Source organism: Chelativorans sp. ZYF759 (assembly GCF_012911015.1).
Classification (GTDB): Bacteria; Pseudomonadota; Alphaproteobacteria; order Rhizobiales; family Rhizobiaceae; genus ZYF759.
In genome coordinates, this window is the sequence record NZ_WVVV01000015.1 from 1 (window position 1) to 23,313 (window position 23,313).

21 protein-coding genes and 1 pseudogene are annotated in these 23,313 nt (G+C 66.1%); 15 read left to right on the plus strand and 7 right to left on the minus strand.

The window, feature by feature from the left end:
• Positions 1-141: 141 nt before the first annotated feature.
• Entirely contained in the window at positions 142-2,160 is a 2,019-nt protein-coding gene (locus GRZ55_RS18795) for an ASKHA domain-containing protein (protein WP_169288578.1), read from the plus strand.
• A gap of 4 nt (positions 2,161-2,164) precedes the next feature.
• Here the strand turns inward: GRZ55_RS18795 and ligD are convergent, their stop codons facing one another.
• A complete protein-coding gene (gene ligD, locus GRZ55_RS18800; RefSeq protein WP_169288501.1) occupies positions 2,165-4,702 on the minus strand; it encodes a DNA ligase D in 2,538 nt (845 codons plus the stop codon).
• A gap of 7 nt (positions 4,703-4,709) precedes the next feature.
• Positions 4,710-5,555 (minus strand): Ku protein, encoded by an 846-nt coding sequence (locus GRZ55_RS18805; RefSeq protein WP_169288502.1) that lies wholly within the window; start codon positions 5,553-5,555, stop codon positions 4,710-4,712.
• A 191-nt stretch (positions 5,556-5,746) separates the two neighbouring features.
• Between GRZ55_RS18805 and GRZ55_RS18810 the strand changes: the two genes are divergently transcribed.
• Positions 5,747-6,676: an alpha/beta hydrolase gene (locus tag GRZ55_RS18810; protein WP_169288503.1), complete on the plus strand. Its 930-nt coding sequence runs from the start codon at positions 5,747-5,749 to the stop codon at positions 6,674-6,676.
• A gap of 12 nt (positions 6,677-6,688) precedes the next feature.
• Here GRZ55_RS18810 and GRZ55_RS18815 read toward each other — a convergent pair whose 3' ends face one another.
• Complete coding sequence (locus tag GRZ55_RS18815; protein WP_169288504.1) at positions 6,689-7,588, minus strand: LysR substrate-binding domain-containing protein; 900 nt, start codon at positions 7,586-7,588, stop codon at positions 6,689-6,691.
• 128 nt (positions 7,589-7,716) lie between these two features.
• Between GRZ55_RS18815 and GRZ55_RS18820 the strand changes: the two genes are divergently transcribed.
• The 6 genes from GRZ55_RS18820 (at position 7,717) to GRZ55_RS18840 (ending at position 10,381) form a co-directional block, all read left to right on the plus strand.
• Positions 7,717-7,875: a hypothetical protein gene (locus tag GRZ55_RS18820; RefSeq protein ID WP_169288505.1), complete on the plus strand. Its 159-nt coding sequence runs from the start codon at positions 7,717-7,719 to the stop codon at positions 7,873-7,875.
• Between the two features lie 11 nt (positions 7,876-7,886).
• Positions 7,887-8,033 (plus strand): hypothetical protein, encoded by a 147-nt coding sequence (locus GRZ55_RS18825; protein ID WP_169288506.1) that lies wholly within the window; start codon positions 7,887-7,889, stop codon positions 8,031-8,033.
• Positions 8,034-8,122: 89 nt separating this feature from the next.
• Complete coding sequence (locus GRZ55_RS18830; RefSeq protein WP_169288507.1) at positions 8,123-8,317, plus strand: hypothetical protein; 195 nt, start codon at positions 8,123-8,125, stop codon at positions 8,315-8,317.
• A 141-nt stretch (positions 8,318-8,458) separates the two neighbouring features.
• On the plus strand, positions 8,459-8,593 hold the full coding sequence (locus tag GRZ55_RS23640) for a hypothetical protein (protein WP_256379818.1): 135 nt from the start codon (positions 8,459-8,461) through the stop codon (positions 8,591-8,593).
• 160 nt (positions 8,594-8,753) lie between these two features.
• Positions 8,754-9,752, plus strand: a complete 999-nt coding sequence (locus GRZ55_RS18835; RefSeq protein WP_169288508.1) for a GlxA family transcriptional regulator — start codon at positions 8,754-8,756, stop codon at positions 9,750-9,752.
• A 20-nt stretch (positions 9,753-9,772) separates the two neighbouring features.
• The gene (locus tag GRZ55_RS18840) at positions 9,773-10,381 is read left to right on the plus strand and encodes a hypothetical protein (protein ID WP_169288509.1); all 609 of its coding nucleotides are present in this window, start codon (positions 9,773-9,775) and stop codon (positions 10,379-10,381) included.
• A 10-nt stretch (positions 10,382-10,391) separates the two neighbouring features.
• On the opposite strand, the gene GRZ55_RS18845 is transcribed toward GRZ55_RS18840, so the two are convergent.
• Complete coding sequence (locus GRZ55_RS18845; protein ID WP_169288510.1) at positions 10,392-11,276, minus strand: LysR family transcriptional regulator; 885 nt, start codon at positions 11,274-11,276, stop codon at positions 10,392-10,394.
• Positions 11,277-11,372: 96 nt separating this feature from the next.
• Between GRZ55_RS18845 and GRZ55_RS18850 the strand changes: the two genes are divergently transcribed.
• A complete protein-coding gene (locus GRZ55_RS18850) occupies positions 11,373-12,353 on the plus strand; it encodes an NAD-dependent epimerase/dehydratase family protein (RefSeq protein WP_169288511.1) in 981 nt (326 codons plus the stop codon).
• Positions 12,354-12,394: 41 nt separating this feature from the next.
• The gene (locus GRZ55_RS18855) at positions 12,395-12,811 is read left to right on the plus strand and encodes a DUF6220 domain-containing protein (protein ID WP_169288512.1); all 417 of its coding nucleotides are present in this window, start codon (positions 12,395-12,397) and stop codon (positions 12,809-12,811) included.
• Between the two features lie 49 nt (positions 12,812-12,860).
• Here GRZ55_RS18855 and GRZ55_RS18860 read toward each other — a convergent pair whose 3' ends face one another.
• Both GRZ55_RS18860 and GRZ55_RS18865 read right to left on the minus strand, forming a co-directional pair.
• Positions 12,861-13,697, minus strand: a complete 837-nt coding sequence (locus tag GRZ55_RS18860; RefSeq protein ID WP_169288513.1) for a DUF1194 domain-containing protein — start codon at positions 13,695-13,697, stop codon at positions 12,861-12,863.
• Positions 13,698-13,785: 88 nt separating this feature from the next.
• Entirely contained in the window at positions 13,786-16,305 is a 2,520-nt protein-coding gene (locus tag GRZ55_RS18865) for an FAD-dependent oxidoreductase (protein ID WP_169288514.1), read from the minus strand.
• Positions 16,306-16,555: 250 nt separating this feature from the next.
• Here GRZ55_RS18865 and GRZ55_RS18870 point away from each other — a divergent pair, with 250 nt between their 5' ends.
• The 5 genes and pseudogenes from GRZ55_RS18870 (at position 16,556) to GRZ55_RS18890 (ending at position 22,496) form a co-directional block, all read left to right on the plus strand.
• A complete protein-coding gene (locus GRZ55_RS18870) occupies positions 16,556-17,815 on the plus strand; it encodes a sarcosine oxidase subunit beta family protein (protein ID WP_169288515.1) in 1,260 nt (419 codons plus the stop codon).
• A gap of 4 nt (positions 17,816-17,819) precedes the next feature.
• Positions 17,820-18,086, plus strand: a pseudogene (locus tag GRZ55_RS23485) (sarcosine oxidase subunit delta); the annotation flags it as partial.
• A gap of 143 nt (positions 18,087-18,229) precedes the next feature.
• Positions 18,230-21,223, plus strand: coding sequence for a sarcosine oxidase subunit alpha family protein (locus GRZ55_RS18880; protein WP_169288517.1), 2,994 nt, complete (start codon positions 18,230-18,232; stop codon positions 21,221-21,223).
• Positions 21,216-21,803, plus strand: coding sequence for a sarcosine oxidase subunit gamma family protein (gene soxG / locus GRZ55_RS18885; RefSeq protein ID WP_169288518.1), 588 nt, complete (start codon positions 21,216-21,218; stop codon positions 21,801-21,803). Before GRZ55_RS18880 ends, soxG begins: the two co-directional genes overlap by 8 nt.
• Before the next feature lie 78 nt (positions 21,804-21,881).
• Positions 21,882-22,496: an isoprenylcysteine carboxylmethyltransferase family protein gene (locus tag GRZ55_RS18890; RefSeq protein ID WP_169288519.1), complete on the plus strand. Its 615-nt coding sequence runs from the start codon at positions 21,882-21,884 to the stop codon at positions 22,494-22,496.
• Here the strand turns inward: GRZ55_RS18890 and GRZ55_RS18895 are convergent.
• Entirely contained in the window at positions 22,480-23,190 is a 711-nt protein-coding gene (locus GRZ55_RS18895; protein WP_169288520.1) for a nitroreductase, read from the minus strand. The two genes, GRZ55_RS18890 and GRZ55_RS18895, sit on opposite strands and share 17 nt — an antisense overlap.
• Between the last annotated feature and the right edge of the window lie 123 nt (positions 23,191-23,313).

Below are 23,313 nucleotides of genomic sequence, written 5' to 3' on the forward strand. Positions count from 1 at the left end.
CGCGGCAGCCCCGGCCGGCGGCGATGCGGGCCGCCGCCGCGGCGGCCGCGAGGCAAGGCTGGCGCGGGGATAGGCGAAACGTCGAATGCAGGTTGACCGGAATTGACCTCCCCCCAGACCCTCGACCCGCTGGTCCTCTTCATGCCGTCCGGCAAGCGCGGGCGCTTTCCCATCGGCACGCCCATCCTCGACGCCGCGCGCGAGCTCGGCGTCTATGTCGAGAGCGTGTGCGGCGGCCGGGCGACCTGCGGGCGCTGCCAGGTCGAGGTGCAGGAAGGCATCTTCGCCAAGCACAAGATCAATTCCACCCTCGACCACATCTCCCCCGTCGGCGCCAAGGAGCGCCGCTATGCCGAAAAGCGCGAGCTGGCGCCCGGCCGCAGGCTCTCCTGCTCGGCCACCATCCAGGGCGACCTCGTCATCGACGTGCCCCAGGACGTCCAGATCAACGCCCAGATCGTGCGCAAATCGCCGATCGAGCGCGTCATCGAGCGCAACCCCGCCGTCCAGCTCTGCTATGTCGAGGTCGACGAGCCCGACATGCACAAGCCGCTCGGCGATCTCGACCGGCTCAAGGTCAGGCTGGAGGCCGAATGGGGCTGGGAAGATCTGCTCGTCTCCCAGCATCTCCTGCCGCAGGTCCAGTCGATCCTGCGCAAGGGCAATTGGGGCGTCACCGCCGCCATCCACCGCGATCTCGATTCCTCGCGTCCCACCATCATCGCGCTCTGGCCGGGATTGAAGAACGAGGCCTACGGCATCGCCTGCGACATCGGTTCCACCACCGTCGCGATGCACCTCGTCTCACTGCTTTCGGGGCGTGTGGCGGCCTCCGTCGGCGCCCAGAACCCGCAGATCCGCTTCGGCGAGGATCTGATGAGCCGCGTCTCCTATGTCATGATGCAGCCCGAAGGCCGCGAGGCCATGACGAAGGCCGTTCGCGGCGCCATCAACGACCTCGTCGCCAAGGCCTGCCGCGAGGGCGAGGTGGAAGCCGATTCCATCCTCGACGCCGTCTTTGTCGGCAACCCGATCATGCATCACCTCTTCCTCGGCATCGATCCGACAGAGCTCGGCCAGGCGCCCTTCGCGCTCGCCGTCTCGGGCGAGGTCCATACATGGGCCAGCGAACTGGCGCTCACAATCAATGTCGGCGCGCGCGTCTACGTGCTGCCCTGCATCGCCGGCCATGTCGGTGCCGACGCGGCCGGCGCCGTTCTATCGGAAGGCCCGCACCGCCAGGACCGCATGATGCTGCTCGTCGATGTCGGCACCAATGCCGAAATCGTGCTGGGCAACTCGAAGCGCATGGTCGCCGCCTCCTCGCCCACCGGGCCCGCCTTCGAGGGCGCGGAGATTTCGGCCGGCCAGCGTGCCGCCCCCGGTGCGATCGAGCGGGTTCGGATCGATCCGGCCACGCTGGAGCCGCGCTTCAGGATCATCGGCTCCGACCTCTGGTCCGACGAGCCGGGCTTCGCGGAAGCCGCCGAGCAGCTCGGCATCACCGGCATCTGCGGGTCTGCCATCATCGAGGTCGTGGCGGAGATGTATCTGGCCGGCATCATCTCCGAAGACGGTGTCGTCGACGGCGAGATGGCCGCCCGCACCCCGCGCATCGTCCAGACCGGCCGCACCTGGGCCTATGTGCTGCACGACGGCAAGCAGAAGCATCTCGTCACCCAGAACGACGTGCGCGCGATCCAGCTGGCCAAGGCCGCGCTCTATGCGGGTATCCGGCTTCTGATGGAAAAGCAGGGTGTCGAAAAGGTCGACACGATCGGCTTCGCCGGCGCCTTCGGCTCCTTCATCGATCCCAAATACGCGATGGTGCTGGGCCTCATCCCGGACTGCCCCCTGTCGGAGGTCAAGGCGGTGGGCAACGCGGCCGGCACGGGCGCCCTGATGGCGCTTCTCAACCGCGAGTACCGACGCGAGATCGAGACGACGGTGAAGTGGATCGAGAAGATCGAGACGGCGCTGGAGCCGCGCTTCCAGCAGCTCTTCATCGACGCCATGGCCATCCCGAACCGGATCGACCCTTTCCCAAACCTCGCCGCCGCGGTGCCCCTCCCGGAGCGCCGCATGGCAACGGCCAACGGCGAGTCGGCGCCCCGCCGGCGCTCGCGCGAGGAGCGCGCGGCGCGGCGGGCGCGCGACTGATGCGTCAGTCGATCTCGGCGTCGACTGCCTTCAGCATCTTCGCCGTTATGGACTGGCGCCAATTGGAAGCCTCCGCCCAGGGATCGGCAGCCTTCAGCCGCTTCTCCATGTCGCCGATGCGGAAGCTGTTGGCGGCCTTCAGCGATTTCAGCTCGTCCCAGGAGACCGGCACCGCGACCGGCGCGCCTTCCCGCGATCTCGTCGAATAGGGAGCGATCGCCGTCGCCCCGCGCTCATTGCGCAGCCAGTCGATGAATATGCGCCCCTTGCGCTTGGCCTTGGAGGCCTGAGCGACATACCGGTCCGGCTCTTCTTGCGCCAGCATCCGCGCAAAACCGCGTGAAAAACCTTTCACCTCCGGCCATGCCGCTCGCCGCGTCAGCGGGGCGATGACGTGGACGCCCTTTCCGCCGGTGACCAGCGGGACCGTCGCCAGACCCAGGTTGGACAGCCTGTCCCTGATGTCGAAGGCCGCGCCCTTCAGGTCCTCGAAATCCAGCCCTTCGTCCGGATCGAGGTCGAACACCAGCCGGTCGGGCCTTTCCAGCACGTCGCCGCGCGAGCCCCAGATATGAAATTCGAGCGTGCCCATCTGCACGCCGGCCACCAGCGAGGACAGCGTGTCGAGCCGCAGATAGGTCGCCTTGCCGCCGTCCTTCTCGGCAATCTCCTGCCGTTTCATGGCGGCGGGAAAACCCTTGTGGTCGTGGCGCTGGAAGAAGCATTGCCCGCCCTCGCCTTCGGGACAGCGCACGAGGCTGACCAGCCGACCCTCGACCAGCGGCAGCATGCGTTCGGCCACGCGCTCGTAATGGGCCGCCAGGTCGGCTTTGGTCAGGCCCTGCCCCTCGAACAGCACCTTGTCGGGGCTGGAAAGCTTCACGCCCGCGATCCGGTCGCGCGTCTCGTGGCTTGTCATGGCCTGTCCTCCGGCTTCTTCCAGAACCACTTCCGCTGCGTCCTTGTCGCCGCGGATCCCTTTCAGAACGCCGTGCCGCACCACGCCATCGGCAGTAAACTCGGCGAAATCCACCTCGACGACCAGATCCGGTGTGACGAAGCGCGCGCCTCTGGCCACGTCTCTGGGCAGGCTGTCGAAGGGCGATGTTTTCCGCGCCCGGCTGGGCAGGGTCTCTCCCAGTTCTTCGAGCGTGCCGGCCGAAAAACTCCCGACGCGTCCCTTGTAGACGAATTTGCCATCTTCCTGCACGCCGATCAGGACGGAAGAGAAGGGCCGGGCCCTTTTGTCGGTCGGCGAAAAGCCGCCGATCACGAATTCCTGCCGGCGTGTGCACTTGACCTTCAGCCAGTCCTTGCTGCGGCCGGAACCATATGGTGCATCGGCCCGCTTGGCGATTATGCCTTCATGTCCCGCCCGGCAGATCTCCGCGAAGACCTTTTCGGCATTGCCGCGCACATGGTCCGAATAGACCAGCGCGCCCTGCCCGCGTCCCACGATCTTCTCCAGCCGTTCCTTGCGTTCGGTCAGCGGCAGGTCGGCGATCTCCTTGCCGTCCTCCATGATCAGGTCGAAGACGAAGCAGGACATGTCGCCGCCCTGCTTGATCGCCTTCTGCAGCGAGGAAAAATCCGTGCGTCCCTTGCCGTCGAAGGCGACGATCTCGCCGTCGATCAGCGTGCCGTCCGTATTGAGCGCGGCGGCGGCCGCGGCGATGCCGGGAAACTTGTCCGTCCAGTCCTTACCGTTCCGTGTGAAGATGCGCGCCTTGCCGCCGGCCACCGCGATCAGCGTCCGGTAGCCGTCATATTTGAGTTCCGAGAGCCATTCGCTGCCCTCCGGCGCATCTGCGACCAGTGTCGCCAGCTGTGGTTCGCGCCAGCGCGGCATCTTCGCCTTGGAAGCCTTCGGCGCGCCAGCCTTCTGGGGCGGCATGGAGGCCCTCTTGGCGGCCGCCGCCTTCGGCTTGTCCGTCAGATCGCTTGCCGCGAGCGCGCGCCCGCCCTTCGCGATCTGGTTCATGGTCCGGTCGGTGGCGACCGACTTCTGGTACTTGCGGGTGATGTCGCCGCGTGTCGTCGCCACCTCGTCCTTGTGCTTGATCAGCAGCCAGTTCTCGCGCTTCTCGCCCTTACGGGGCTTCATGCGCACCAGCGCCCAGCTGCCCTTCATGCGCTCGCCATGCAGCGTGAATCCGAGCTTGCCTTGTCTGAGCCCTTCCTCAGGATCGTTTTCCGGCTCCCAGCTGCCGCGGTCCCATAGCATCACCGTCCCGCCACCATATTGTTTGGGCGGGATCACGCCCTCGAATTCGCCATAGGCGAGCGGGTGGTCCTCGGTTCTGACGGCCAGGCGCTTTTCGGACGTGTCGAGGCTCGGACCGCGCGTTACCGCCCAGCTTTTTAGGACCCCGCCCCATTCCAGGCGGAAATCGAAATGCAGGCGCGTGGCATCGTGTTTCTGGACCACGAAGGAGAGATTGCCCTCGGCCCCGCGCGGTTCATGCTTGGCGCCCGGCTCCGGCGTCAGGGAAAAATCCCGCTTGTCGCGGTATTCCTTCAGCAGTGTATCGCCCTTCCCCATGGCGACCTCAGGCGGACTTCTTGCGCCGCGAGGTGGCGGAGGATGCGGCGCGCTTCTTGCCGCCGCCGCTGTCTTCGAGGCTCTTCTTCAGCGCCGACATGAGGTCGACCACATTGTCGCCCTTGGGACGGCTCCCGCCGCTCTCCACCGAGACCTTGCTCTTGCGACCCTTCGACTTGTCGGCCACCAACTGGCGGATGGCATCGGCATAGCGGTCCTTGAAGGCGCCGGCATCGAAGGGCGCGGTCTTTTTCTCGATCAGGTCGGCGGCGACCGAAAGCAGCTCCTTCTCCGCCTTCTTTTTCGAGATCGACGAGAAGAAGGGGTCTGTTTTGCGGATCTCCTCTTCGTAGTGGAGCGTCTCGAGCAACAGCCCGCTGCCGCATGGCCGCACCGCGACCAGATACTCGCGCCCGCGCATGGCGAGCTGCCCGAGGCCGGCCTTGCGGCTCTGGGCGAGCGCGTCGCGCACCACCCGGAAGGCGTCTTCGGCGAGTTCGTCGGTCGGCGCCAGAAAATAGGGCTTGTCGAAATAGATCGGCGGGATCTCGGTGATGTCGACGAACTGGATGAGTTCAAGCGTCTTTTTGGTCTCGAGCTTGATGCGATCGATCTCTTTCGGCTCGATCAGCACATATTCGTCGCTCTCGACCTCGTAACCCTTCCAGATGTCGTCGGCATCGACAGGTCCGATGCCCGGCACCACCTTCTCGTAGCGGACGGGTTTGCCCGACGGCTTGTGGATCTGGCGAAAGGAGATGCTCGATCCGCTGTTGGTGGCAGAATACATCTCGACCGGAATCGAGACGAGCGAGAGCCGCAACTGGCCCTTCCAGACAGGTCGGACAGCCATGACAAATTACTCCCGAATCAACGCAGAACCCATGCGCCTGAAAGCCGTGGCGCTGAAAATGGTTCCCCCGCCCTGCCTGGCACCCGGCAATCGTTGCGATCCCCGGGTCACGGAGTCATACTAAAGTCTGATCCACCCGCCCTCGCCGACAGCCGGTCCGGCTGTCGCGCAATCCCGATCGAGTTCCCGCCATGCAGTCCCTGAAGTCCCGCCTCGTCGCCTTCGTCCTGCGTCACACCCGCAAGAAGGCCTTCCGGAGCCCTGAGGGCTTGCAGGCGCTGATCGAGCGGACCCGCAAGATCCAGGATCACCGTCCGCCGCCGAAAGTGGCGTCCCGCCTCGACATCGAGACGCGAGAGATCGCCGGATGGCCCGTCTACGAGGCGCGGCCAAAAGGGTCGACGCCTGCCCGCCGCATTCTGTACCTCCACGGCGGCGCCTTCTGTTTCGAGCTGACGCCCTTTCACTGGCGGCTGATCGCCGAGATGGCCGAACGCCTCGGCGCCCATGTGAGCGTGCCGATCTATCCCCTTGCCCCGGAACACGATTTCCACGATGCCTATGCCTTCGCCGGCGCGGTGTGGCGCGATGTCGTAACCCATGATGACGAAGTCATCGTGATGGGCGATTCGGCGGGCGGCACCATGGCCCTCGTGCTCTCGATGATGGCCGCCAAGGAAGGCTGGGCGCGGGCGTCGCGCCTCGTCCTGATATCGCCGGCCGTCGACGCCACCCTGGCCAACCCGCGCACGCACGAGATTGCGCTGATCGATCCCTGGCTGGACATTCCGGGCGGCAGATACGCCTTCGAGCAGTTCGCCGCGGATGTGGAATTTTCGGACTGGCGCATCAGCCCGATTTTCGGGGATCTGGCCGTCCTGCCGCCGGCCCTTGTTCTCACCGGCACACACGATCTGCTTTATCCCGACACGGTCAGCTTTGCCGAGAAGGCCCGGGCAGCCGGCGTGGACGTGACCATGATGACGGCCGAGCGCATGTTCCATGTGTGGCCGTTGATCGACATGCGGGAGGCGCGTACCGCGCGCGACCGGATCGTCGAATGGCTCGAAGCTCCGCGCCCCGGCCACGCGGCCGAAGCGCGCGTCGCCGCAAAGGCCTGACCGCCCGGACGACTAGAAGCTGCCGGTTTCCTTGAAGGCCTCGAAGGCGGCGCGCACATGGTCGGCGGCTGCCCGCACGGGGGCCGATGGCTCTGCCGCCACGACCATGCCCAGGCTGTATTCGCCGATTTCAGGAAGTCCGTCCTTGTGGCCGAGTTCGACCAGTTCGTCGCCTATGAAGGTCTTGGGCAGAGGTGCGATGGCGAGGTCGGCCAGGATGGCGGCCCGCTGACCCGCCGTGTGGGCGCTCATATAGGCGACCCGGTAGTTTCGCCCGTCGCGACCTAGCGCCGTCAGCGCCCCTTCCCGCCAGGCACAGCCCTCTTCCCAGATCGAGACCGGCAACGGTTCGCGCATGTGCGCGCAGCCGCCCTTGGCGCCGGCCCACACGATCGGCTCCGTCAGCAGTATCTCCCCGCCAGATGGCGGCGTCGTGCCCCGGCAGGTCAGGATCGCCATGTCGAGCGTGCGATCTGCCAGCCGCCGCTGGAGATTGGAACTCTGGTCGATCACCACGTCGACCGCCACCGAAGGGTGCGACTGGGCGAACCGCTTGAGCACATGCGGAAGCACGCGCTCGCCGAAATCGTCGGGCGATCCGAGCCGGACCACGCCCGAAATGTCCGGCATGATGAATTTCGAGACCGCCTCGCGGTTCAGCGCCAGGAGGCGCCGCGCATAGCCAAGCAGCATCTCCCCGTCGATCGTCAGCGACACCGACCGCGCGTCACGCACGAAGACGGGGCGCCCCAGCAATTCCTCGAGCCGCTTGATCTGCATCGAGACGGCGGAGGGGGTGCGGAAGACAGCGCTTGCGGCGGTCGTGAAGCTCCCGGTCTCTGCGATCGCAACGAAGGTTCGCAACAGATCGAGGTCCAGAAGCGGCAGGGGATGATTGAGAGGTGCGTTCATGGCTCACATCAATTTCGCTGAATGAAGGCATCATTTCATTTCGTTGGATTGAACGCCAGAGTGACCCCATAGTCAAGTCCTGAGAGCGGGCATGGTGCCCGCCCGACAGGCGAAAAAGGAGTGTCACCATGTTCACCATCAACGCCTTCACTCACTTCGTCGACGGGATGAAGGCCGTGCACCGCCGCCGCCAGACCGAACGCGTGCTCAGGGAACTGCCGGCCCATATCCGCAACGACATCGGGATCGAGGAACTGCCGCCGATCCCACGCCGCGTGCGGTTTTGAGGGTGCTGGCCATGCGCCTCGTCGCCGGGCTGGCCCGCTTCCTGCGGGAGTTCGACGAGGCCTACGAGCACGCCCGCACCGGCCGCCGGCCGGCACGGCTGAACGCCCCGGGAGGCCAGCCCGGCCGTCGTGGCAGGAATTGTCACGAGACTTCGTGAAGACGGCGCACCCGGTCGGTTTCGGGTGTCGCCACACCCGCGCCTCGCCATGATCGAGGCACCCGCATCCGCCTCATGGGAAGACCGCCATGTCCTTGATCGACACATTCCTTCACCACCTTGCGGAACGGCGCCAACGCCGCCGACGCTATGCCGAGACGCTGGAGATTCTCAGCTTGCCGCCCGAGATTCAGCGCGACATCATCCGCCGGGAAGACGAGTCCGACATGCCCGCGGCGCGCAGCGAACGACGGCGCGAAGCGCGCCGCGACATCGCCGCCTGAAGCCATGTCGCATTTGGCGCGGCCGACTTCGCTTCTGTCTCTTTCGCCGCACCATGGTGTGCATATATGTGCCCCATCTACGGCAGCCTACTTCGCCAGAAGGCCGCTCCGTGTGACACCTCGATTTGCATGGAGTCCATCATGAAATTCTTCCGCTTCCTGAAGACCATCCGCCCCCTCAACCCGACCACCGTGCGCGAGCGCCAGCGCCTCGCCTCGACCATGCCGGGCCAGACCGGCGCGGTCACCGCCTCGCGCCACGGCATCTTCGTCTGAGCCCTCCTGCACAAGCACGGGGCACCGGTTGGCCGCGCGCGGAAAATCGCCATTCCGCGGCGGCACATTCCATTGACAGACAAGCGCTTTCCTGATGAGCCTTTGCTGATCGCGACACGACCTGTGCGCGGGTGATTTGGCCCGTCAGCGGGAGAATGGCATGGTTGGCGTGCAGCCCGTGAGACGATCGATCGTCTTCTTCCTGGTGCCCGATTTCACCATGGTCGCCTTCGCGACCGCGTTGGAACCGCTCCGCTCGGCCAACCGCATGCTCGGCTTCGATGCCTATAGCTGGCGGCTCGCCTCCGTCGACGGCAAGCCGGTTCAGGCCTCCAACGGGGTAGAATGCGCCGTCGACACGTCACTCGAGGACGAACGGCGCAAGATGACGGGCGCCGAACGTCCTTCCATGGTCATTGTCTGCGCCGGCCTCAACATCGAGACCTACGCGCCCCGCACGGTCCTTGCCTGGCTGCGCGAGGAATATAATCGCGGCGTGGCGATCGGCGGCCTGTGCACCGGGGCCTATGTGCTGGCACAGGCTGGACTGCTCGCCAACCGCCGCTGCGCCATCCACTGGGAGAACCTGCCTGGCTTTGCCGAGCGCTTTCCCAAGGCCCACGTCTTCGCCGATCTCTTCGAGGTCGACCAGAACGTCTACACCTGCGCCGGTGGCACCGCCGCGATGGACATGATGCTCAAGCTGATCGGCGACGATTTCGACGACCACATCGTCAACCGCGTCTGCGAGCAGATGCTCACCGATCGCGTGCGCAGCCCCACCGACCGCCAGCGCCTGCCTTTGCGCGCGCGCCTCGGCGTCCAGAATTCGAAAGTCCTGTCGATCATCGAACTGATGGAGGCCAATCTGGCCGAGCCGCTGTCGCTGGTCGAGATCGCCGGCCATGTCGGGCTGTCGCGGCGCCAGATCGAGCGGCTCTTCCGCCACGAAATGGGCCGCTCGCCGGCCCGCTACTATCTGGAGATCCGCCTCGACCGGGCGCGCCATCTGTTGCTTCAGTCCTCCATGCCGGTGGTCGAGGTCGCGGTTGCCTGCGGCTTCGTCTCCGCTTCCCATTTCTCCAAATGCTACCGCGAACTCTACGCCCGCTCGCCGCAGCAGGAACGTGCCGACCGAAAGCAGATGCTGGCTGCTTGAACCCGCCGAGGATCACCTGCATGCGATACACCGCCCCGGCAGCTGCCGCGTTTCTCTTGGCATCGTCTTTCGCGGGCGCTGCTTCCGCCCAGACGTTTGCCGTCGACGAGCTCTTCGACGCCGCCATCGGCGACTTCAACCGCGATGGCCGTCCCGATCTGGCCGTGCTCGTCCAGTCGGACAGCGACGACGCGGACACAAGCCTCTTCATCTACTTCCGCGAGGATGCCGAGGATGGGGTCCTGTCGCTGGCCTTCTCCGGTCCAGACATGCTCTGGGGCACCGGCGGCTCGCGAAGGTTCCATGGACAGGAGCCGTCGCTGAAGGTCCTGGCCAACGGCTCGCTGGCCGTTACCGAACAGAACTGGGGCGTGGGCCGTCAACGCTGGTCCTCGACGATCACGGTCGCCTGGCGTGACGCGCGTTTCGTGGTGGCAGGCTACACCTACAGTTCCTTCGACACGCTGCAGGAGGAAGAACCGCTCAATTGCGACCTCAACCTCCTCACCGGCCGTGGCACCATCAATGATCGCGACGTCGGTTTCACCGGTCGCACGATCGCGCTGGCCGACTGGTCCGGGGAATACGGCGAGAACCCTGGGCTGATCATCTGCCGCGGCGACCGATAGCCGCCCTGCCTCAGCCGCGCCCCATGATCCTGAACGATTCCACGAGACTGTCGAAGGCGGCGCGCACCCGCGGCACCCGCGCGAGATTTTCGTGCGTGACGATCCAGGTTTCCAGGATGGCGACGTCGAAATCGGGCAGCAGCCGCACAAGTTGCGCGTCGCGTTCGCCCACCGGCACCTGCGCCACGGCGACGCCGAGGCCGGCGCGCGCGGCGGCAAGCTGCGCGGGATGGCTGTCTGTGCGCAGGACAAGCTGTTCGCGCCTCAGCCCCATCTTCTCCGCAAACGCCAGGTCGCTGGGGTTGCGATCGGGCCCAAGAAACGCGTGACGCACCAGATCCTCGACACCTGACGGCAGGCCGCGTCGCTCCACATAGGCCGGCGAGGCAAACAGCCCCAGCGGTATCGCCGCCACCTTCCGGGCAAACAACGCTCCCTGCTTCGGCGCCACGGTGCGCACCGCCAGATCGACCTCCTGGGCCAGAAGGTCGGCCGGCAGGTTGCTCAGCGACAGTTCGACCCGGATGGCGGGATGCTTGTCCCGTAGCCGTGCAAGCATGGCCGGCACCACCTCGATGCCCATGAACTCCGGCACGCTGATGCGGACCCATCCCGCGATCTCGGCCCCGCTGGCGGAGGCCTGCCGCACGAAGCGTTCCGAAGCCATCGCCATCGCACGCGCTGGCTCGAGCAGCGCCTCGGCCGCTTCAGTCGGCCTCAGCCCGTTCACGGAGCGGGTGAAAAGCACTGTGCCGAGTGTTCGCTCGAGCGTCTCGATGCGGGAGCGGACGGTCGGATGCGACAGGCCGAGCCTGCGCGCGGCACCCGCCAGGCTCCCCTCCTCCAGAACCGCCAGGAAGATGCGCTGATCGTCCCACTGGATCGTCTTGCTCATAAAATTATGACTAGCAGATGCAGGAACGTTTGCAATTCCATTTCATGCAGCCACCCGCCATCTTCACAGCATGATCAATTTCGAGGAGCGACTGCCATGAGTGACCAGAAGCATGCACTGATACTCGGCGCCACCGGCGGTGTCGGCGGTGCCGTCGCCGCTGCCCTGTTGCGCCACGGGTGGCGGGTGCGGGGAATGGCCCGCCAGGCACCTGCACAGGCGGGACGGATCGAATGGTTCCTGGGCGATGCCATGCGCCGCGAGGATGTCCTGCGCGCGGCCGAAGGCGTCTCCGTGATCGTTCACGCCGTCAATCCGCCCAATTACGGCAATTGGGAAAAGCTGGTTCTGCCGATGATCGACAACACGATCGCGGCAGCCCGTGCGGCCGGCGGGGCAAGGGTCGTCCTGCCGGGAACGGTGTATAATTTCGATCCGAAAACCAATCCGGTTATCGGCTCGGATACAGCCCAGCGACCGAAAAGCCGCAAGGGCGCCATCCGTGTCGCGCTGGAGGAACGGCTGGAACAGGCTGCCCCCGAAGTGCCGGCCCTCATATTGCGGGCCGGCGACTTTTTCGGTCCCGGCGCCCGCTCCAGCTGGTTCTCCCAGGCCATGATCGCGCCCGGCAAGCCGGTGAAGCGCATCATGAACCCTGCAAGAGGCGCTGGCCACAGCTGGGCCTATCTGCCGGATCTGGCCGAGACCTTTGCTCTTCTTCTCGACCGCCCGGAACGTCTGCGCCCGTTCGAGCGCCTGCAATTCGAGGGTCACTACGACGACAATGGCCATCGGCTGACAGACGCCATTCGTTCGGCCGCTGGCCGGGATGTCCCCGTTCGGGCCTTTCCCTGGTGGGCGATGCGCTTGCTCTCGCCGTTCAACAGCTTCATGCGCGAGGCGGCCGAGATTGCGCCCTACTGGCGTCATCCCGTTCGCCTCGACAATACGCGCCTCGTTGAACTCCTGGAGGCCGAACCCCGCACGCCGCTTGCCGAAGCGGTCCGCGCCAGCCTCCACGACATGGGCAGCCTGGAGACGCAACCTGTGAGCGCTCGTCACGCGGCTACCGCGTGAGGCCCCCAAATCCGACCTCCCCCCTGAAAGGTCAATCCCGCATGGATAAGCGACACGACACTTTCACCGACCTGCATCTGGGCACCCCGATCTGGTTCACGCTCCTTGCGCGTTTGCTGCCGGTGGCACTGTTTGCCCAGTTCGTGACAGCCGGTCTCGGCCTGTTCTTCGATGCCCAGCTGATTGGCCTGCACATGGCGCTTGGCTTCACCCTGGCGCTACCGCCCCTGGGACTTCTGGCGGGCGCGCTTCTGGTGCCAAGGCTGCGCGGCTTCGCCTGGTGGGCTAGCGTCCTGTTCCTTCTCTATCTGGTCCAGGTCGCACTCGCGGCAGGCGGCAATCCTCTGCCGATGTCGCTTCATCCCGCCAACGGGGCCTTGCTGCTGGCCGCCAGCCTTGTCCTGCTCTTCAAGGTCGAGCGGCGGCGCGGCCAGCTCCAGCCGGCTTCGAAGGCCTGACGGGGAAAGAGTTCCAGGATCTCGTGCGAGGCGGCCGCTTCTGGCCGCCTCACGGCACCAGACCGCCGCCCCAGCGCCGCTCGCCGATCATGCAGTCATACTCCCCCGCCATCGACACCGTCAGCGCCTTCACCTCGCGCTCCGCATAGCGGCGCCATGTCGGCGACCAGGGACCGGCCAGTTCCAGCACGATCTTGCGCCGCACAGCCTCGGGAAAATCTGCCCAGTCCGTGACCGGGATCGAGAACGCGCCCGGCCCGCCGATGACGCAATTGGCGTAGTAGTCGTCGAGATCGTCAATGTCGAAACGGCCGGCCGGTCCCATATTGGTCATCAGCGGCAACCCGTTGATGGTCACGCCTTGGGCCACCAGCGCGTCGCGGATCGGCACGACCGGCGGCCCGCTATTGTTCGGCCCGTCGCCCGATACGTCGAGAACGCGGCGCATACCCGTGAAGTGGCTTTCGGCGAACAGGTCGCCGGCAAAGGCGATCGCGCCGGAAATCGAGGTGCGCCGTGCACTGCGCGGCGGCGTCCGCGCCATCTGTTGGACGACCTGTTGTGCATCCGCCCGGCTCTCTATGATCGTCCACGGTACGACCAGGAACTGCGAGCCCTCCCCCGCCCACTCGAAGATCGCGATCGCGATGCGCCCGTGCATGCCGTCCTTGATGGCGTTGATGACCGAGTCATGCGTGAGCGCCGCGACGTAGCCGTCGCGCTGGATGCGCAGTTCGTCGTAGGACATGGAGAGCGAGACGTCGGCTGCGATGATCAGTTCGACATCGACGGGTTCAGCCCTGGCCGCCGGCACGGACCAGCCGGAGGAAAAGACGAAGGCGGCACCGAGGACCAGCGCCGCCGCTGGATGACCAAGTGCTATCATTCGTCATGATAGCGCGAGTCCCGCGCCGCACACGCCGCGCGGGAACAATTCGGGTTACAACCCCATCACTTATGCGCGATCACCGGGCCTATGCGTCCATGCGCAGTGCCGCGTTCTCCGGATCATAGGGACTTTCGCCGATCACCGTCGCCTTGTGCGGCTTGCCGAGAATGGTGATGTCGAGTTCCGTACCCTGCGCCGCGACCTCGGGCTGGACCATCGCCAGCGCCAGGCTCTTGCCCACCCGCCAGCCATAGGTGCCGTGCGTGGCACGGCCGACCAGCCGTCCATCCTTGTGGATCGCCTCGTTGCCGCGCGCGTCGGCGTCGGTAACGCCGTGAACCTCGAGCGTCACGAAAGACCATCGCGGCCCCTTATCCTTCAGCCGCACCAGCGCTTCGCGCCCCAGGAAGTCCCCTTTATCCAGCCGCACGAAGCGGTCGAGCCCGCTCTCCCAGGCCGAATATTCGATCGACATCTCGCGCGGGATGAGCCGGTAGCTCTTCTCCACCGCCATCGCCGTCATCGCCCGGATGCCGAAGGGCTTGATGCCGAATTCGGCGCCCGCCTCCATCAGCGCGTCGAAGATCGCGTTCTGCTGCTCGATCGGGTGGTGGAGCTCCCAGCCCAGCTCGCCGACGAAATTGACCCTGAGCGCATGCGCCGTCGCCGTGCCGACCGAAATTGCTTTGCCCGAGAGCCAGGGGAAATCGGCGTTCGACAGGCTCGTGCGGGTCAACTTCTTCATGACCTCGCGGCTCTTCGGTCCGGCCAGCACCAGCACGCCATATTGCGCGGTGATCGGCGAAAGCCGCACCGAACCGTCCGTCGGCGCCAGCTTGGCCAGCACGTCATGGTCATGCGCCTCATAGGCGCCGGCCGAGACCAGGTAGAAGCGGCCGGGTTTCCACTCATACACGGTGAATTCGCTCTTCACCCCGCCATGCTTCGTCAGAAGATGGGCCAGCGCGATGCGCCCCCGCTTCTTCGGCATCGCATTGGCGAGGATCGAATCGAGCCACGCCCGCGCGCCCGGTCCCGAGACCTCCATCTTGGCGAAGGCCGACATGTCCAGCACGCCGACATTGTCGTGGACGTTTTTGACCTCGTTGCCGACATGCTCGAAATAGTTGGAGCGGCGGAAAGACCAGCGCTCCACGATCCGCCCGTCTTCCAGCGGCGGGGCGTGGTTCTCGTTGGTCAGAACATCGGCCCCGACCCCGATCTCGTCGGCCGGCACCTCATAGCCTTCCGGCGCGAACCAGTTGGCGCGCTCCCAGCCATAGACGGAGCCGAACACGGCGCCGTGCTTCTTCAACCGGTCATAGACCGGCGTTGTCTTCAGCGGGCGTGCGGCGGCCCGCTCCTCGTCGGGATAGTGCATTGTGAAGACGTTGGCGTAGGCCTCCTCGTTCTTCTCGATGAGGTAGCCTTGCGTCGCATAGGGGCCGAAGCGCCGCGGGTCGACGCCCATCATGTCGATGGTCGGCTCGCCGTCGACGATCCATTCCGCCAGCTGCCAGCCGGCCCCGCCCGCCGCCGTCACGCCGAAGGAATGGCCTTCGTTGAGCCAGAAATTCTTCAGTCCCGGCGCCGGGCCGATGATCGGCGAACCGTCCGGCGTATAGGCGATGGCGCCGTTATAGACCTTCTTGATGCCGACCTCGCCAAAGGCCGGCACGCGCGCGATCGCCGTCTCGATATGGGGCATGAGCCGTTCCAGATCCTCCTGGAACAGCTCGTATTCGCTGTCGTCGGAAGGCCCGTCCACATAGCAGACCGGCGCGCCATGCTCGTAGGGACCGAGCAGCAGCCCGCCATTTTCCTCGCGCATGTACCAGGAGGAATCGCTCTCGCGCAGCACGCCCATCTCGGGGAGGCCTTGGCTTTTGCGCTCCACGATCGCCGGATGCGGCTCGGTGACGATATACTGGTGTTCGACGGGGATCACAGGTACGTCGAGGCCGACCATCTCGCCCGTCTTGCGCGCGAAATTGCCGGTACAGGACACGACGTGCTCGGCCAGTATGTCACCCTTGTCGGTCTTCACCAGCCAGCGCCCGTCCTCCTGGGCCTCGATCGCGGTAACTGCCGTGTGGCGATGGATCGTGGCGCCCAGGTCGCGCGCGCCCTTGGCCAGCGCCTGCGTCAGGTCGGCCGGCTGGATGTAGCCGTCATCGAGATGCTGGATCGCGCCCAGAATGCCGTCGGTCTCGCACAGCGGCCAGATTTCCTTCAGCTCTTCCGGCGTCAGGAGCTTCACCGGCACGCCGATCGTCTCGGCGACGCCCGCGTAATACATGAACTCGTCCCAGCGGTCCTTGGTGCGCGCCAGCCGGATATTGGTGCAGTTGGTGAAACCGACATTCATGCCGGTCTCTTCCTGCAGCTCCTGGTAGAAGCGGACCGAATATTTGTGGATCTGGCCAACCGAGTAACTCATGTTGAACAGCGGCAGGAGCCCCGCCGCATGCCAGGTCGAACCCGACGTCAACTCCTTGCGCTCGATGAGCACGGCATCCGACCAGCCCTTCTTCGCAAGGTGGTAGAGCGTCGACACACCGACCACCCCGCCTCCGATCACCACCGCACGCGCCTCGGTCTTCATGCCGTCTCCAATCGCCCAACCGCATTGCGGAAGCCCTCGACCATCCGTTTCGGGCCTCCCTCTCGCAACGGACCATATGTCGCCACCTCATGGCCGCCTGCGCCTGTTTGCGACACGCGAAAAACGGCCCGCGACGCGCGCGCTCCCGCCATCCCTTCGCGACTGGAAAGAAGCACCGCCAGCGATTGCGCACCGCCGCCCGGCTGTCCTATAGCTTGGCCCATGACCTCCTTCGCGGTGCGCTCACCCCATGGCTGAATATTCGGTCTTCTCGCTCGTCAGGAACGCGCTTGGCGGCAACCGCGACTGGAAGCCCGCCTGGCGCAAGCCGGATCCGCGCCCATCCTATGACGCCATTGTCATCGGCGGCGGCGGCCACGGACTGGCGACGGCCTATTACCTCGCCCGCGAGCACGGCATCACCAATGTCGCGGTGCTGGAAAGGGGCTGGATCGGTTCCGGCAATGTCGGTCGCAACACGACCATCGTGCGCTCGAACTACCTGCTGCCGGAGAACATCCGTTTCTACGAACATTCGATGAAGCTGTGGGAGGGCCTCTCCCACGAACTCAACTACAACGTCATGTTCTCCCAGCGCGGCGTGCTCAATCTCGCCCACACCCCGGCCCAGCTCGACGAGCATGCGCGGCGCGGCAACGCGATGCGCCACGAAGGCGGCGACGCCGTCCTGCTCGGCAGCGAGGAGGTGGCCCGCATGGTGCCGGGGCTGGACGTCTCCGGCTCGGCCCGCTTTCCGGTGGTCGGCGGTCTCCTGCAACCGCGCGCCGGCACCGCCCGCCACGACGCCGTCGCCTGGGGTTTTGCCCGCGCGGCCGACAGGCTCGGCGTCGATATCATCGAGAATTGCGAGGTCACCGGGTTCCTGCGCGAGGGGGAGAAGGTCGTCGGCGTCACCTCGACACGCGGCGACATCCGCGCGCCCAAGGTCGCCGTGGCCGTTGCCGGCTCGACCAGCCGCGTGATGCATCTTGCCGGCATCGACAACCTGCCCATCGAAAGCCACGTGCTCCAGGCCTTCGTCTCGGAATCCCTGAAACCCTTCGTGCACCAGGTCGTCACCTTCGGCGCCGGCCATCTCTATATGTCCCAGTCCGACAAGGGCGGCCTCGTCTTCGGCGGCGATCTCGATGGCTACAACACCTACGCCCAGCGCGGGAACCTGCCGCTGGTTGAGGAGGTGATGAGCGAGATGGTCGCCATGTTCCCATCGCTGGCCCGGGTGCGGCTCCTGCGTTCCTGGGGCGGCGTCGCCGACATGTCGATGGATGGCAGCCCCATCATCGCGACCGGCCCCCTTCCCGGCATGTATCTCAATTGCGGCTGGTGCTACGGCGGTTTCAAGGCAACGCCCGGCTCCGGCTGGTGTTTTGCCTGGACGATCGCCCGCGACGAGCCGCACCCCATCAACGCCCCCTTCACCCTCGACCGGTTCCAGCGCGGCATCCTCATCGACGAGAAGGGCCAGGGGGCGACGCCGAAATGGCACTGACCTCATGATCATCCCCTGCCCCTATTGCGGACCGCGCGACCTCTCGGAATTCGCCTATCAGGGCGATGCCACCCGCACGCGCCCGGACCCCTCTTCGACCGATGAAGCGGCCTGGCAGCGCTGGGTCTATGAGCGGAAGAACCCAGCCGGCTGGCACCGCGAGTTCTGGCAGCATTCCGGCGGCTGCCGCGCGCATCTGGTGGTCGAGCGCAACACGCTCACCCACGAGATCGGCAAGGTCGCGCTGGCGCGGGACGCACACAACGCCGCGCCGGCACCCGGGCGACCCGTGCCGAAGGAACAGGCTGTCGCCCCGGCCGTCGAGCCCTCGCCCAAAGCGGAGGGGCGGCCTGTCAGGCCTCGCAAGCCGGCCGCGACCCCGCGCAAGCGAACCGCCCCCAAGGGGACTTCGACATGAGCCCGCGCCGCGCACCGATCGGCGGACGCATCGACCGTTCGCGACAGATCCGCTTCACCTTCGACGGGCGCCGCTTCATGGGTCATCCCGGCGACACGCTCGCCTCCGCGCTTCTGGCAAATGGTGTGAAGGTCGTCGGGCGCTCCTTCAAGTACCATCGACCGCGCGGCATATTCTCGGCCGGCATCGAAGAACCGAATGCGCTCGTCACCGTCCTGAAGGATGGCGTCCGCGAGCCGAACATCCCGGCCACCGCCATCGAACTTTTCGACGGGCTTGTGGTCGAGAGCCAGAACCGCTTTCCATCCCTCGCCTTCGACCTGGGCGCGGTGTCAGGGCTGGCGGGCCCGCTGCTGTCGGCCGGCTTCTACTATAAGACCTTCATGGGGCCGGCCGTCGGCCCGTTGCGCGGGACCCGCTTCTGGCGTTTCTGCGAATGGTTCATCCGCCGCGCCGCCGGCCTCGGCAAGGCGGGCTACGACCCCGACCCCTCCCGCTACGAACGCATGAATGCGTTCTGCGACGTGCTGGTCGTCGGCTCGGGACCGGCCGGGCTGATGGCGGCCAGAACCGCCGCCGAAGCCGGCAAGCGCGTCCTCTTGTGCGAACAGGAACCTGCACTCGGCGGTTCGGCGCGCTGGAGCGGCGAAACCATCGGCACCCGCTTCGCGAGCGACTGGGTTACGGAGACGGTGGCCGAACTGGCGGAATACGGCGACATCCGCATCCTGCCCCGCACCACGGTCTGGGGCTATTATGACGGCAACACGCTGGCAGCCCTCGAACGTGTTGCCGATCACAAGGCATATGCGGCCGTCGGAGAGCCGCGCCACCGCCACTGGACGATCCGGGCCGGTTCGGTCGTTCTCGCCACCGGTGCTCTCGAGCGGCCGCTGGTTTTCCCCGGCAACGACCGTCCCGGCATCATGATGGCTGGCGCTGCCGAGCGCTACGCGGTCGAATATGGCGTCCTGCCCGGCGACCGCGTCGCCCTCTTCACCAATAATGATACCGCCTATCGGGCCGCGCTCGGCCTGGAACGCGCCGGCGCAGACATCGTTTCCATCGTCGACACACGCAGCGATATCTCCGATGCCGCCCGCGATCTGGCCAGGCAGGCCGGCGCGGAGCTGATAAGCGGACACGCCGTCGTCGCCACCAGGGGCCTGAATGCGATCCGCCAGATCAGCGTCCAGCCTTTCGACGCCACCACCGGCAAGCTCACCGGCGCGCCCCGCACCCTGGATGTCGACAGCCTGTGCGTATCCGGCGGCTGGTCGCCGACGATCCATCTCGCCAGCCAGGCAGGCGCAGCGCCGCGATGGGATGCGCGTCTGCAGGCCTTCCTGCCGCCCGAGCCCCTGCAGAAATGGATTGGCGCGGGCGCCTTCAACGGTGCCTTCACCACCCGCGAAGCGATCGCCGGGGGCATCGCCGCCGGCGCGGCTGCGGCCGGTGTCGCCACGCCGCAGGAACCCCCGCCGCAGGTCGAATCTGCCGACCTCGACGTGCATCCCGCCCCCGTCTTCGAGATTCCCGCCGCTGGCAAGGCCTTCGTCGACCTCCAGCATGACGTCACCGCCGACGACATCCGCCTCGCCCACCGGGAGGGCTTCGTCTCCGTCGAGCACATGAAGCGCTATACGACGCTCGGCATGGCGACCGACCAGGGCCGCACCTCCAACGTGGCTGGCCTGGCCATCATGGCCGCAGCGCGCGGGCTCTCCATCCCGCAGGTCGGCACGACGCGCTTTCGCGCTCCGTTCTCCCCCGTATCGCTGGGCGCGCTGGCAGCCGAACGTCACGGCGAGCTCAAGCCCGACCGGCTGACTCCCCTGCATGACTGGCATCTGGCGCAGGGCGCCCGCATGTATGCCGCCGGCCTTTGGCAGCGGCCCATGATCTACCCCTTGCCCGGCGAGACCGTCGAACAGGCTTATGTGCGCGAGGCCCGCGCTGTGCGCGCCCGCGTCGGCATCATCGACGTCTCGACCCTTGGAAAGATCGCCGTCCAGGGACCGGACGCGGCAGAATTCCTCGACCGGGTTTACACGAACACCTTCTCCTCTCTCCCCGTGAACCGCGCCCGCTATGGTCTCATGCTGCGCGAGGAAGGCATCGCCTTCGATGACGGCACCACCTGGCGGTTGGGCGAACGAGATTTCCTGATGACCACGACGACGGCCAATGCCGGCAGGGTCATGCAGCATCTCGAATACTATCTCGACACGGTCTGGCCGGATCTGCGCGTTCGCGTCACGTCGGTCACCGACCAGTGGGCAGGTGCTGCCGTCGCCGGACCGCATGCCAGACAGGTCTTGGAACGCTGCATCCAGGGCGCCGCCCTCGACCATGCCTCGCTGCCTCCCTTGGGCATCGTCAGGGGCGAGGTTGCGGGCGCGCCGGTTGTCGTCTGCCGCCTCTCCTTCTCGGGCGAGCTTGCTTACGAGGTCTATTGCGGAGCCGGACACGGCCAGTTCGTCTGGGAAGAGCTGATGGCCGCGGGCGAGCCTTTCGGCATCCTGCCCTATGGGCTCGAGGCGCTGGGCACGCTGCGCATCGAGAAGGGCCACGTCACCGGCGCCGAGATCGACGGGCGCACCGGACCCCGCGATCTCTATCTCGACTGGATGCTGTCCAAGAAGAAGCCTTTCATCGGATCGGCCATGATGGACCGCGACGGACTCATCGCCAAGGACCGGCTGAAGCTCGTCGGAATCGTCTCACTCGACAACCGCCCGCTCTCGGGTGGCGCGCATATCGTCGAGAAGGCCGATCCCGAGAACCCGCGCGGCTCGATCGGACACGTGACCGCGGCCTGCTTCTCGCCCGCGCTCGGAAAATACATCGCGCTTGCCCTCGTCCAGGGCGGCAGGAAGCGTCATGGCACCCGCGCCTACATCTCCGATCCCGTCCGCGACCGCTACGGCCCGGTGGAAATCGTCAGCCACCACTTTGTCGACCCCGAAGGGAGCCGGATGAATGGTTGAGCAGGTTTCTCCGCTCGGTGCCGCCTATCGGCTCGGCCGCCACGGCAGGGCCGAAGGCACGCCGGGAATCACTCTCACGGAGACCCGCCCCGGCTCGATCGTCCAGATCGGCGCCTGGCCGGGCCGCGAGGGCAGTGTCGTTGCCGCCGCGAGCGCCGTGCTCGGCGTTCCGCTGGCCAACCTGCCGCGCGCCGGCGCCGTTTCCGGCCACCGCGCCATTTTCGGCATTGGACCGGGCCTCTGGCTGGCTAGCGATCAGGTGGAAGATCTCGCGTCGCGTCTGCTGGAGGCGATCGGGGCGGAGGATGGCACGGTCACCGATCTCTCCCATGGCCGCATCGCCCTGCGTATCGCCGGCCCCTCTGCCGAATGGGTGCTGTCCAAGTTCTTCGCCATCGACTTCTCGCTCTCGGCTTTTCCGGTCGAGGCCGGCCGCGCGACGGCACATCACGACATCTTCGTGCACATCCAGCGCACGGGCGAGGACGCGTTCGATCTCTACGTCTTTCGCTCCTTCGCCCGTTCCTTCTGGATCGCGCTTTGCCATGCAAGCGAGGAAACCGGCTACGAGGTTCGCTAGTCGGCTACCGTCGCGGCACCGTCATCCGGCGCGAATAGTCTCCCCGCATCGTTTGATCCGATGCAGGGGATTCGCCACATGCCGGTTCTTCTCGTAACCGCCATCGGCGCGGCCGCGGCCTTCGCGCTCGCTGCGCTGCTTGTTGCCGCGCTTGTGCGCCGCGATTTCCAGTTCTGGCCGCCGCCCACGACCGGAAGCTGGCAGGAAAACGTCTTCTGGGCGCTCTTCCGGATCTATTGCGGCGCCCTGATTCTCGTCGCCCCGCTCGATCCGACCCTCCTCGCCTGGGACCACTGGAGCCGGCTCGCGCTCGGTCTGCCGCTGCTCGTGATCGGCACAGCAACGATGCTCTACGGTTACGGCTTTCTCGGCCTGGCCAACACCTATGGCCGCGCCGAAGGTCTGGTGACCGGCGGGCTCTACGCCTATTCGCGCAATCCTCAATATGTGGCGTCGGTGGCGGCCGGTTTCGGCTGGGCGCTGGTCTTTGCCTCGCCGCTGGCCCTGGCTTTCGCGTTCGGCCTGTTTGTCCTCTATGCGCTTTTCGCGCTCAACGAGGAACGCTGGCTGCTGGCCCAATATGGCGAAGCCTTCGCGCGTTATTGCGAGGAGGCACCGCGTTTCCTGGACCTGCGCAGCGTCGCGCGGGCCTTGGCGCATCTGTCCAGGGCGCGCGCTATTTCAGAAAGGTAGCGAAGGCGTCGACCGGCTCGCGCTCGGTGCGCAGCTGGTTCTCGGGCTTCGAGCTGTCCTCGTAGCCGAGCGCCATGCCGCACACCACAATCTCCTCCTCGGGAATGTCGAGAACCGACCTGATCTGCCGGTGATACGGGGCAAACGCGGCCTGCGGACAGGTGTCGAGACCCCGCCCGCGCGCCGCGATCATGATCGACTGCAGGAACATGCCGTGGTCGAGCCAGGAACCGAGTTCGAGCCGACGGTCGATGGTGAAGATCATGCCGACCGGCGCGTCGAAGAACACGAAGTTCCTGTCATGCTGGGCGCGCATGCGCTCCACCTCGCGCCGACCGATGCCGAGCAGGCTGTAGAGCGCAAATCCGACCGCGCGGCGGCGCGACTGATAGGGCTCGAAGAATTGCTCGGGATAGTAGCGGTATTCGTCCCACTCGGCCTTGTCCGCCCGCACGCCCGAGTTGAGGATGGCGTCCGAAAGCCGCTGCTTGGCCGCGCCTTGCGTTACATACACCTTCCAGGGCTGCATATTGGTGCCGGAAGGCGCGCGTGCGGCGACCTCGAGTATGTCTCGGATGGTCTCGTCGGGCACCGGCGTCGGCAGAAAGGCACGCACGGAGCGCCGCGACAGGATCGCCGCGTCGACGATTGCCTGCTCATCGTCCTGTCCTTTCCGGTCGTCGGGCGCCAGCATCTGTTCCCCTTCTTTCCCGTATCATGACGTGCTTCGCACAGGGCAGATCGGCCACGCAAGCAATTCATTTGGTACAAGCTGTCACAACTCTTGATTTCGCGACGGGGGAGATTGACACACTCC

What these genes read in the sequence shown, in the direction of transcription:
- GRZ55_RS18880 (WP_169288517.1), top strand. Translation starts at nt 18,230, where the DNA reads ATGAGCCCGCGCCGCGCACCGATCGGCGGACGCATCGACCGTTCGCGA.
- GRZ55_RS18845 (WP_169288510.1), bottom strand. Translation starts at nt 11,276, where the DNA reads ATGAGCAAGACGATCCAGTGGGACGATCAGCGCATCTTCCTGGCGGTT.
- GRZ55_RS18860 (WP_169288513.1), bottom strand. Translation starts at nt 13,697, where the DNA reads ATGATAGCACTTGGTCATCCAGCGGCGGCGCTGGTCCTCGGTGCCGCC.
- GRZ55_RS18805 (WP_169288502.1), bottom strand. Translation starts at nt 5,555, where the DNA reads ATGGCTGTCCGACCTGTCTGGAAGGGCCAGTTGCGGCTCTCGCTCGTC.
- GRZ55_RS18840 (WP_169288509.1), top strand. Translation starts at nt 9,773, where the DNA reads ATGCGATACACCGCCCCGGCAGCTGCCGCGTTTCTCTTGGCATCGTCT.
- GRZ55_RS18825 (WP_169288506.1), top strand. Translation starts at nt 7,887, where the DNA reads ATGCGCCTCGTCGCCGGGCTGGCCCGCTTCCTGCGGGAGTTCGACGAG.
- GRZ55_RS18865 (WP_169288514.1), bottom strand. Translation starts at nt 16,305, where the DNA reads ATGAAGACCGAGGCGCGTGCGGTGGTGATCGGAGGCGGGGTGGTCGGT.
- GRZ55_RS18820 (WP_169288505.1), top strand. Translation starts at nt 7,717, where the DNA reads ATGTTCACCATCAACGCCTTCACTCACTTCGTCGACGGGATGAAGGCC.
- GRZ55_RS18795 (WP_169288578.1), top strand. Translation starts at nt 142, where the DNA reads ATGCCGTCCGGCAAGCGCGGGCGCTTTCCCATCGGCACGCCCATCCTC.
- GRZ55_RS23640 (WP_256379818.1), top strand. Translation starts at nt 8,459, where the DNA reads ATGAAATTCTTCCGCTTCCTGAAGACCATCCGCCCCCTCAACCCGACC.
- GRZ55_RS18895 (WP_169288520.1), bottom strand. Translation starts at nt 23,190, where the DNA reads ATGCTGGCGCCCGACGACCGGAAAGGACAGGACGATGAGCAGGCAATC.
- GRZ55_RS18890 (WP_169288519.1), top strand. Translation starts at nt 21,882, where the DNA reads ATGCCGGTTCTTCTCGTAACCGCCATCGGCGCGGCCGCGGCCTTCGCG.
- GRZ55_RS18855 (WP_169288512.1), top strand. Translation starts at nt 12,395, where the DNA reads ATGGATAAGCGACACGACACTTTCACCGACCTGCATCTGGGCACCCCG.
- soxG (WP_169288518.1), top strand. Translation starts at nt 21,216, where the DNA reads ATGGTTGAGCAGGTTTCTCCGCTCGGTGCCGCCTATCGGCTCGGCCGC.
- GRZ55_RS18870 (WP_169288515.1), top strand. Translation starts at nt 16,556, where the DNA reads ATGGCTGAATATTCGGTCTTCTCGCTCGTCAGGAACGCGCTTGGCGGC.
- GRZ55_RS18810 (WP_169288503.1), top strand. Translation starts at nt 5,747, where the DNA reads ATGCAGTCCCTGAAGTCCCGCCTCGTCGCCTTCGTCCTGCGTCACACC.
- GRZ55_RS18850 (WP_169288511.1), top strand. Translation starts at nt 11,373, where the DNA reads ATGAGTGACCAGAAGCATGCACTGATACTCGGCGCCACCGGCGGTGTC.
- GRZ55_RS18830 (WP_169288507.1), top strand. Translation starts at nt 8,123, where the DNA reads ATGTCCTTGATCGACACATTCCTTCACCACCTTGCGGAACGGCGCCAA.
- ligD (WP_169288501.1), bottom strand. Translation starts at nt 4,702, where the DNA reads ATGGGGAAGGGCGATACACTGCTGAAGGAATACCGCGACAAGCGGGAT.
- GRZ55_RS18835 (WP_169288508.1), top strand. Translation starts at nt 8,754, where the DNA reads ATGGTTGGCGTGCAGCCCGTGAGACGATCGATCGTCTTCTTCCTGGTG.
- GRZ55_RS18815 (WP_169288504.1), bottom strand. Translation starts at nt 7,588, where the DNA reads ATGAACGCACCTCTCAATCATCCCCTGCCGCTTCTGGACCTCGATCTG.